The following is an 8,974-nucleotide window of genomic DNA, read 5'->3' on the forward strand; positions in this document are numbered from 1 at the left end:
CCGCGCCACAGGCGCAGCCCCAGCGCGGTGAGCGTGGCGCAGACCATCAGGCTGACGCCCGGCCACAGCAGCCATTCGACGAACACGGCGAACTGCGGCCCTTGCGCCGCGGACGGCAGCCGCACCAACCCTCGGCCAGCAGCCAGGGTGCGAGCAGCCCCATGCCAGCACGGCGCCGAGCAACAGCGACAGGCCGACGCGCAGACCGATGATGCCGCCGAAGCCCAGCAACAGCAGCGACGGCTCGACGGCGAAGGTCAAGCGCTCGAGCTGCGCCGACGGCGCCCAGCGCGGCAACGCCCAGAGGAAGACGTCGCTCAACTTGGCACCGGCGGCAAGCAGCGCCGCACCGCCCAGCACCCACAAGCGGCGGCCGGCCTCGGCGCCATGGCTGTAGATCTGCTGCAGGGTCGCCAGCGTCGCCATGCCCTCGGGAAAGCGCAGCCTGGACTCGACGATCAGCGACGGGCGCAGGTACCAGGCCACCCAGATGCCGAGAAAGCTCACCGAGAACACCCAGGCCATCAGCGCCAGGCTGTCCAGCTGCTGGCCGGTGAGCAGCGTGTAGGCCGGGATCGGCGCCACCAGCCCGCCGGAGACGATGGAAGCGCAGGACGAGGCGGTGGTCTGGTTGATGTTGCTTTCCAGCAGGCTCCAGCGCGGCAGGCCGAAGCCGGCCGCGAGGCTGCGCCAGAGGGCGAAGCCGATCAGCAGGGCGATGATCGACATGTTGAACGACCAGCCGATCTTCAGCCCCGAGTAGACGTTCGAGGGCGTCAGCAGGCGCCCAGCAGCAGCCCGGTCGCCAGCGCGCGCAGGCTGAGTTCACGCGGCTGCACGCGAGAAGCGATCACACTCATGCCCCCAACCTTAGTGCAAAAACGCGCAGCTGCCAGGACGGCGCCCCCCGATCACGGCCGAGCGGCGCACGCTCGCCCGGGATAATGAGCGTTCGCCGATACGCAGCTGAACTTCGCCGCAAGGTGCTGGTCGTTTAGTAACTTTTTCATCGATTTCATCATTCATGCCCGACTGCCTAGGTACCGAACATGGACGCGGATCTTACCCGGGACCCTCCCTCCCCGACTGTCACCCTCCTGACCGGCAATGAGCTGCTGGGGCTGTTCTTTCGCCATTTCCTCGGCGAGCAGGCGCAGCTCGAAGTCTCCCTGGCCGGGCTGGAATCCCGCCAGCATCGCGGTGCCGATCTGTTCCTGGTCGACGCCGGGCACAGCCAGGCCGAACAGATTTCCAGCGTGATCGACCAACTCGACGAGCACACGCCGGTGGCGCTGGTGAACATCGTGCCCGAGCAGGCCGAGCAGTTGGTGGACAAGCACCCGGTGATTCGCGGCGTGTTCTACAGCCACGCCACCCGCGAGCACCTGCTCGAAGGCATCCGCGTGCTGCTCGAAGGCGGCGACTGGCTGCCGCGCGTGCTCACCGAACGCCTGCTCGGGCAGTGGCGACGGATGCGCCAGCTCGCCGAAACCAAGACCAGCCTGACCCTGCGTGAACGGGAAATCCTCAGCTTGGCCGGCAAGGGCCTGTCCAACGCCGAGATCGCCGAACAGCTGTGCCTGAGCCCGCACACCATCAAGAGCCACATCCACAACCTGTTGCGCAAGATCGGCGCCTCCAATCGAGCCGAAGCGGCGTATCTGCTGCGCAGCCGCCTCGATTGGGACGAGTCGTGCCGCGCCTGATCGCAGCTTCTTCCGAACGAACAGAAAAGGTAGGGCAACCCGCTGAACGAAACAGCTGCCTGCCGGGTAGAGTGCCTGGCCGCGGCTCCGCTTCGCTCGCCAAGCGACCGCCGGCGGGCCATCCAGCACTCGTTCAGCGCAGGTTCAGGCGGGATTCAGTCGAGGTTCAGTGATCACCGTTCAGGCTAGGGGCCGTCAGTAACCCGCTGCCTGAAAAGGAGTCACCGATGAAAACACTGCACACTCTGGCCATCGCCACGTCCCTCGGACTCTTCAGCCTCGGCACCCATGCCGCGGAAAACTTCGCCGGCATCACCTGGGGCGAGAGTACCGTCAACATCGACCGTTCCGGCTCGCTGAAACAGAACATGGGGCAAGATCGCTTCGATGACGTGATCAAGAACAGCGGCACCTGGGGCGTACGCGGCGGCCAGATGACCGACCAAGGCCGCTACTACCTGACCTACGAGAACGTCTCCGACGACTACGGCAGCACCCTCAAGCTGCGTCAGCAGAACCTGATCGGCAGCTACGACCTGTTCCTCCCGCTGGGCGACAGCACCCGCCTGTTCGGCGGCGCCAGCGCCGGCCTGACCAAGCTGGAGCACGAATCGCGCGGTTACAGCCGCGACAGCGACATCGGCTACCTGGTCGGCCTGCAGGCCGGTATCCTGCAGACGCTGGCCGATAACGTCTCGGTGGAGGCCGGTTACCGTTACCTGCGCAGCAACGCCGGCACCGAAGTGGCCGAGCGCGGCGTCGGCAAGCTCGGCTCGATCGACCTGCACAGCAGCAAGCAGGCCTATCTCGGGCTGAACTATCACTTCTGAAGAATAACGATGAACGACGGCCGGGCCGCCCGGCCGTCCATACAGGGAGCGCAGCCAACATGAAGGTGCTGGTGGTGGAAGACGAGGCGCTGCTGCGCCACCACTTGCAGACCCGCCTCGGCGAGAGCGGCCACGTCGTCGATGCCGTGCCCAACGCCGAAGAGGCCCTGTACCAGAGCCACGAATTCAACTACGACCTCGCCATCATCGACCTCGGCCTGCCGGGCATCAGCGGCCTGGACCTGATCCGCCAGCTGCGCAGCCGCGGCCGCAGCTTCCCCATCCTCATCCTCACCGCGCGCGGCAACTGGCAGGACAAGGTCGAAGGCCTGGCCGCCGGCGCCGACGACTACGTGGTCAAGCCATTCCAGTTCGAGGAACTGGAGGCGCGCCTGAATGCGCTGCTGCGGCGTTCCTGCGGCTTCACCCAGGCAAGCATCGAGGCCGGCCCGCTGAAGCTCGACCTCAACCGCAAGCAGGCCAGCGCCCATGGCGAACCGCTGGCGCTGACCGCCTACGAATACCGCATCCTCGAATACCTGATGCGCCACCAGCAGCAGGTGGTGGCCAAGGAACGGCTGATGGAACAGCTCTACAGCGGCGACGAGGAGCGCGATCCCAACGTGATCGAGGTACTGGTCGGCCGGCTGCGGCGCAAGCTCGAGGCCCGCTGCGCGATGAAGCCGATCGAGACCGTGCGCGGCCTCGGCTACCTGTTCACCGAGCGCTGCCGATGAACCGTCGCTGGCGCCGGCTGCGGGCACGCATCGGCAGCCGCCGCGGCGGCGCCATGTCACTGCGCCTGCGCCTGATGCTCGGCGCCGCCAGCCTCGCGGCGTTGTTCATGCTGGCGCTGCTGCCGCTGCTGCAGGGCGCCTTCAGCCTGACCTTCGAAAAGGTCATCGAGCAGCGCCTGGCCGCCGACGCCAGCACCCTGATCAGCGCCGCGCAGCTGGAAAGCGGGCGGCTGGAAATGCCCGAGCGGCTGCCGGACGAGGAATTCGACCTGCCGGATGCCCAGTTGCTCGGCTTCATCTTCGACCAGCGCGGCGAATTGCTCTGGCGCTCGCGCTCGGCGGCCGACGAGCGCATCGACTACCGCCCGCGCTACCAGGGCGGGGTCACCGAGTTCCTCCGCGTGCGCGACGCCGAGGGCCTGGAATACTTCGTCTACGACGTCGAACTATACCTGCCCGGCAACCAAGACACCGCCTTCAGCTTCGTCACCATGCAGCCGACCAGCGAATACCGCAGCCTCTACGAGGAATTCCGCCGCCAACTCTACCTGTGGCTCGGCGGCGGCCTGCTGGTGCTGCTGGCGCTGCTCTGGCTCGGCCTGACCTGGGGTTTTCGCACGCTCAGGCGGGTCAGCGCCGAGCTCGACGAAGTGGAGGCCGGCCGCCGCGAGCACCTCAGCGACCGGCACCCGCGCGAGCTGCTGCGCCTGACCCGCTCGCTGAACCGCCTGCTCGACGGCGAGCGGCACCAGCGCGAGCAGTACCGCAATTCCCTCGGCGACCTGGCGCACAGCCTGAAGACCCCGCTCAGCGTGCTGCAGGGCGTCGGCGAAAGCCTCTGCGGCCAGCCGCAGAGCCGCGAGCAGGCACAGGTGATGCACGCGCAGATCGAGCGCATGAGCCAGCAGATCGGCTACCAGCTGCAGCGCGCCAGCCTCGGCAAGAGCGGCCTGGTGCGCCACCGCGTCGAACTGCAACCGCTGCTGCACAGCCTGTGCAGCACGCTGGACAAGGTCTACCGCGACAAGCAGGTGCAGGTCGAACTGCGCCTGGCGGACGACTGCCTGGTATCGATGGAACAGGGCGCGCTGATGGAACTGCTCGGCAACCTGCTGGAGAACGCCTACCGCCTGTGCCTGCGACAGGTTCGCGTCAGCGCGACGAGCAGCGCTGGCGAACTGCTGCTCGACGTCGAGGATGACGGCCCGGGCGTGCCACCCGACCAGCGCGCGCGCATCATCCGCCGCGGCGAACGCCTCGACGCCCGGCATCCCGGCCAGGGCATCGGCCTGGCCGTGGTCAAGGACATCCTCGACAGCTACGGCGGCGAACTCAGCCTCGACGAATCGCCGCTCGGCGGCGCCGCCTTCCGCATCAGGCTCGACAACGACTGACTCCGCCAGCGCTCCCGCAAGGGCCGAGGCACTGCTAGAGTGCACACTCGATCACCCCCCAACAGGAACAGCGGAGCGCATGCATGTCACTGGACGACCGCAAGAAACTGGCCCGCCAGCACATCGACCTGACCTGGAACCGCGGGCACATGGCCCTGGCCGAGCAACTGCACAGCAAGGACTTTCTCTACAAGAGCTCGTTCGCCGGCCGGCCATTGAACAGCGCCGCCTTTCTCGACATGATCCGACAGATCCGCCACGCCATGCCGGACCTGGAAGTGGCCGTCGAGGAGTGCATCGCCGAGGGCAACAAGGTGGTCACCTGGAGCACCCTGATCGGCACCATCGAGCGCCCCGCGTTCGGCTATCCGCCCAGCGACAAGGTCGTGAGCATTTCCGCCATGGCCTTCTGGACCCTGACCCCGGCCAGGCAGATCCAGGAAATCTGCACCATGTTCGACATGGAAAGCTTCCGCGCGCAGCTGGGCCTGGAGACGCGCCCCTTCGCCGAAAAAGCCTTGCCCTAACAGCTGCTCACCAGAGCCAGCCCAGCCAGAGCAACCCCACCAGCAGCCAGGCGCTGATGGTCAGCGTGCCGCCCTCCCAGAGACGGTTCCAGCGCCGTTCGCGGCGGCGCCAGCGGGCCTTGTCGAGGCGAATGGCCGGCTCGGGAAACGGCGGGTTGCGCAGCACCCGGGTGAGGGCCAGCGACCACCACAGCGCCAGGTTCGGCAACCTGGCCAGGCGCGCCGGCGACCGCCAGCCACGCCACAGGGCCAGCCCGGCCAGGCCCAGCGCCGCCAGCAACGGCCACAGCGCTTTCCAGAGAGCACCCGGGTACACGCTGGCCAGCAAGGGTTCGCGCAGCGCCGGCCAGGCCCATGGCAGCACGACCGGCGCCATGCTCAGCAGCGTCCAGGGCAACCACTGGGCCGCAGGCGGACGCCGCCGCGGCGCCTGCCGCTGGTCGCGCTGCATCAGCCACAGCGCACGCAGCAACAGCAGCGCGGTGGCGACGCTGGAAAGGCTCAGCCAGGGCGCCCAGGCGGCGAAGGCGCTGGCCTGCCAGGCGTCCTTGAGCAGCGCTTTCACCGCCGCGCCGCTGGTGAATGGCGCGCCCAGCAGCGCCAACGCCGGCAACCACGGCAGCACCCAGGCAGGGCGCGGCAGGCGGCTGTCATGAAGCAGCCCGGCGGCCAGGAACAATGCGCCCTTGGCCAGGCCGTGATGCACGCCGAACAGCACCAGCGCCGGCAACAGCGCCGCGCCCGGCGTGCCGGGACTCCAGGCCAGCGCCAGGATCATCAGCATCAGGCCCATCTGGCTCACCGAGGAATACGCCAGCACCGCCTTGGTCTTGCCGGCGCACAGCCCCAGTAGCGCGGCATACAGCGCACCGCAGAAACCAACCCCGAGCAGCGGCGCGCTCCAGGCCGCGAGCGTCGGGTCGGCTTCCGGCAGGCAGCGCCAGAGGCCGAGGAAGCCGGCCTTGAGCATTGCCCCGGAAAGCACCGCGCTGGCCGGTGCCGGCGCTTCGGGGTGGGCCAGCGGCAACCACACGTGCAGCGGCCAGAACCCCGCCTTGAGGCCCAGGCCGAGCAGCAGCAACGCCAGGCTCAGGCTGTCGACCGGCTGCGCCTGCCAGCTGGCGAAATCGAACGAATTGCCGCCCGCGTGGCTGCGCAGCAGCAACCCCGCCAGCAGCAGTATCTCGCCGCAGATCGCCAGCTGCAGGTAGAGCCGGCCGGCACGACGCGGCCCCGGTCCGCCACGGTGAACGACCAGCCCGTAGGCCGACAGGCTCATGACGCTGAAGCCGAGGTAGAAGCTCAGCGCATCGGTGGCGATCACCAGCAGCAGGTTGCCGGCCAGCGCCAGTTGCCAGAACATCCAGAAGCGCAGGCGCCGGGTGTCGGCGACGCTGCTGCTGGCGAAGCTCGCGGCGCAGCTCCAGAGCACCGCGGAAAAGCCCAGCCAGGCGCGGGTCAGGCTATCGCTCGCGCCCCAGCGCACGCCTTCCCATAGCCAGAGCAACTCCAGCGTCGGCGGCGGCAGCCATACCGCCAGCAGCGCCGGCAGGCAGCTCAACCACAGCCAGGGCGCAACCCGCGCGCCCAGCCACGCCAGCACCAGCGCGGCGAGCAGCGGCGTCGCCGGCACCAGCAGCCACAGCCAGGCACTCACAAGGCGAACTCCCGCTCGACGATCAGTTGGCTCCAGCCCAGCGGGCTCACCGCGGTGGCGGCCAGCAGGCCGACCAGCAGCGACAGCAGCGCGGTGAGCAACGGCGGCAGCAGCAGCATCCAATGGGTTTCGAGACGTTCGCCGGCCCAGCGGTCCTTGGGCCAGCGCGCCGGCTCGGCGAACCAGCCACGCCAGAGCAGCGGCAGGAAATAGGCCGCATTGAGCAGCGCCGAGCCGAGCAGCACCAGCAGCACCCAGGCCTGCCCGACCTGCAGCGCGCCGAGGCCCAGCGTCCACTTGCTGATGAAACCGGCGATCGGCGGGATGCCGATCATGCCCAGCGCGCCGACCGTGAACGCCGCCATGCTCCAGGGCATGCGCCGGCCGACGCCGTCCATCTCGCGGATACGGTGGATGCCGAGGGTCTCGGAGAAATTGCCGGCGCAGTAGAACAGCGTCACCTTCATCAGCCCTGGTGCACCAGATGCACCAGCCCGCCGATCGCGGCGATCGGCCCGAGCAGCGCCACGCCGAGGGTCACGTAGGACACCTGGCTGATGGTCGAATAGGCCAGGCGCTTCTTCAGTTCCTGCTGCTGCAGCGCACGCAGCGAGCCATAGAGAATGGTCGCCGCCGCCAGCCAGAGCAGCGGGCCGGCCAGCTCCAGGCGGGTCAGCGCCTCGGCGCCGAACACGTCGTAGACCACCCGCACGATACCGAAGGCGCCCGCCTTGACCACCGCCACCGCATGCAGCAGCGCGCTGACCGGTGCCGGCGCCACCATCGCCTGGGGTAGCCAACCGTGCAGCGGGATCAGCGCCGCCTTCACCCCGAGGCCGAGGATCAGCAGGACGAACGCCACGCGTAGCGCCACGTCATGTTCGCCCACCCGCTCCAGCAGATAGCCGGCCGCCTGGAAGTCCGGGGTGCCGGCCAGGCTGTGCAACAGCGCCACGCCCATCAGCACCAGCGCGCCGCCGCCCACCGTATAGGCCAGGTAGATGCGCCCGGCGCGCAGCGCCTCCGGCGTGCCACGGTGCACCACCAGCGGGAAAGTGGCCAGGGTCAGCATCTCGTAGAACAGCAGGAAGCTGACCAGGTTGCCCGCCAGCGCCACCCCCACGGTGGCACTGACGCACAGGCTGAAATAGCCGAAGAAGCGCGAGCGCAGCGGCGAATCCTCCAGGTAGGCGATGGCGTAGACAGTGGTCATCGCCCACAGCAGCGACGACAGCGCGACGAACAGCAGCGACAGCGCATCGCCTTGCAAGACCAGCGCGGCACCGGGCAGCAGCGGCACGCTGAAGCGGAACCCCACCCCCTGGCTGACGCCGTAGAGCATGCCGCCGACCAGCAGCAGCTTCAGCGTCACCCCGAGCAGGTTGAGGCTCACCCGCAGGCGCTGCTGGTCTTCCCGCAGGGCGAAGATCACCAGCCCCGGCAGCAGCGAGCTGAGCACGATGCCCAGGGGCAGCACGCTGTTCCAGTTCATTGGCCGAGCCCGCCGAGCCAGAGCAGCAGCGGTTCGCTGATCAGCGCCAGGCTCCACACCAGCAACCCCGGCAGCAGCGCCAGCCACTGCGCCAGACGATCCGGATGAATGCTCGGCGGATTCGGCCGCACACGGTCGAAGCCGTGGGCCAGCACGCGGAACACGTAGGCTGCGGACATCAGCGTGCCGAGCAGTACCGCCAGCACCCAGGGCCAGTGCTGGGGACGTTCGAACAGCGGCTGCAACAGCAGCCACTTGGCCAGGAAGCCACCACTGGGCGGCAGGCCGATCAGGCTGCCGCCGGCCACGGCGAAGGCCGTCAGCGCGACCGGCACGTTCTGACTCGCGCCCTTCATGCCCTGCACACGGGTGCTGCCGAGAATGGTCTGCAGTTCGCCGGCGGCGAGGAACATCGACACCTTGGCCAACCCATGGGTCAGCACAAACAGCCACAGCGCCGCATGCAGACGCGGCTCCTCGAGGCGCAGCAGCAGGCCCAGGGCGAGCAGCGCATAGCCGAGCTGGGCCACCGTGGAATAGGCCACCAGGCTCTTCAGCCGCGGCGCGCGCAGCGCCGACCAGCCTCCGGCGAGCAGCGCCAGCACACCGGCCGCGCCGAACAGCGCCCCGG

9 protein-coding genes and 1 pseudogene are annotated in these 8,974 nt (G+C 68.6%); 5 read left to right on the top strand and 5 right to left on the bottom strand.

The genetic code is table 11. The annotated features are described in order from the left end of the window. Positions 1-860: pseudogene (locus tag BAY1663_RS21100) on the bottom strand (OPT/YSL family transporter); the annotation flags it as partial. A gap of 261 nt (positions 861-1,121) precedes the next feature. Between BAY1663_RS21100 and BAY1663_RS21105 the strand changes: the two are divergent. From BAY1663_RS21105 to BAY1663_RS21125, 5 genes are all read left to right on the top strand, one after another. Further along, a complete protein-coding gene (locus BAY1663_RS21105) occupies positions 1,122-1,706 on the top strand; it encodes a response regulator transcription factor (RefSeq protein ID WP_037044718.1) in 585 nt (194 codons plus the stop codon). A gap of 227 nt (positions 1,707-1,933) precedes the next feature. Then, positions 1,934-2,536, top strand: coding sequence for an outer membrane beta-barrel protein (locus tag BAY1663_RS21110; RefSeq protein WP_037044705.1), 603 nt, complete (start codon positions 1,934-1,936; stop codon positions 2,534-2,536). A gap of 59 nt (positions 2,537-2,595) precedes the next feature. Next, on the top strand, positions 2,596-3,273 hold the full coding sequence (locus tag BAY1663_RS21115; protein WP_037044706.1) for a response regulator: 678 nt from the start codon (positions 2,596-2,598) through the stop codon (positions 3,271-3,273). Continuing rightward, the gene (locus tag BAY1663_RS21120) at positions 3,270-4,667 is read left to right on the top strand and encodes an ATP-binding protein (RefSeq protein WP_037044707.1); all 1,398 of its coding nucleotides are present in this window, start codon (positions 3,270-3,272) and stop codon (positions 4,665-4,667) included. The genes BAY1663_RS21115 and BAY1663_RS21120 overlap by 4 nt, the downstream gene beginning before the upstream one ends. 83 nt (positions 4,668-4,750) lie before the next feature. Continuing rightward, positions 4,751-5,194, top strand: a complete 444-nt coding sequence (locus tag BAY1663_RS21125; RefSeq protein ID WP_037044709.1) for an ester cyclase — start codon at positions 4,751-4,753, stop codon at positions 5,192-5,194. Between the two features lie 7 nt (positions 5,195-5,201). Here BAY1663_RS21125 and BAY1663_RS21130 read toward each other — a convergent pair whose 3' ends face one another. From BAY1663_RS21130 to BAY1663_RS21140, 4 genes are all read right to left on the bottom strand, one after another. Next, positions 5,202-6,851: a complex I subunit 5 family protein gene (locus BAY1663_RS21130; protein ID WP_037044712.1), complete on the bottom strand. Its 1,650-nt coding sequence runs from the start codon at positions 6,849-6,851 to the stop codon at positions 5,202-5,204. Beyond that, positions 6,848-7,318, bottom strand: coding sequence for a proton-conducting transporter membrane subunit (locus BAY1663_RS25555; RefSeq protein WP_256206921.1), 471 nt, complete (start codon positions 7,316-7,318; stop codon positions 6,848-6,850). Before BAY1663_RS25555 ends, BAY1663_RS21130 begins: the two co-directional genes overlap by 4 nt. Next, positions 7,318-8,343, bottom strand: coding sequence for a complex I subunit 5 family protein (locus BAY1663_RS21135; protein WP_256206922.1), 1,026 nt, complete (start codon positions 8,341-8,343; stop codon positions 7,318-7,320). The genes BAY1663_RS25555 and BAY1663_RS21135 overlap by 1 nt, the downstream gene beginning before the upstream one ends. Then, positions 8,340-8,974 (bottom strand): proton-conducting transporter membrane subunit (locus BAY1663_RS21140; protein ID WP_037044715.1); only part of this gene is annotated, 635 nt, incomplete at its 5' end. The genes BAY1663_RS21135 and BAY1663_RS21140, both read right to left, overlap by 4 nt.

The organism is Pseudomonas sp. BAY1663 (assembly GCF_000582595.1).
Classification (GTDB): Bacteria; Pseudomonadota; Gammaproteobacteria; order Pseudomonadales; family Pseudomonadaceae; genus Stutzerimonas; species Stutzerimonas stutzeri_AF.

Bases quoted from the DNA above. Each gene is read 5' to 3' on its own strand.
- BAY1663_RS21110 (WP_037044705.1), top strand. From the start codon at position 1,934: ATGAAAACACTGCACACTCTGGCCATCGCCACGTCCCTCGGACTCTTC.
- BAY1663_RS21115 (WP_037044706.1), top strand. From the start codon at position 2,596: ATGAAGGTGCTGGTGGTGGAAGACGAGGCGCTGCTGCGCCACCACTTG.
- BAY1663_RS21120 (WP_037044707.1), top strand. From the start codon at position 3,270: ATGAACCGTCGCTGGCGCCGGCTGCGGGCACGCATCGGCAGCCGCCGC.
- BAY1663_RS21125 (WP_037044709.1), top strand. From the start codon at position 4,751: ATGTCACTGGACGACCGCAAGAAACTGGCCCGCCAGCACATCGACCTG.
- BAY1663_RS25555 (WP_256206921.1), bottom strand. From the start codon at position 7,318: ATGAAGGTGACGCTGTTCTACTGCGCCGGCAATTTCTCCGAGACCCTC.
- BAY1663_RS21135 (WP_256206922.1), bottom strand. From the start codon at position 8,343: ATGAACTGGAACAGCGTGCTGCCCCTGGGCATCGTGCTCAGCTCGCTG.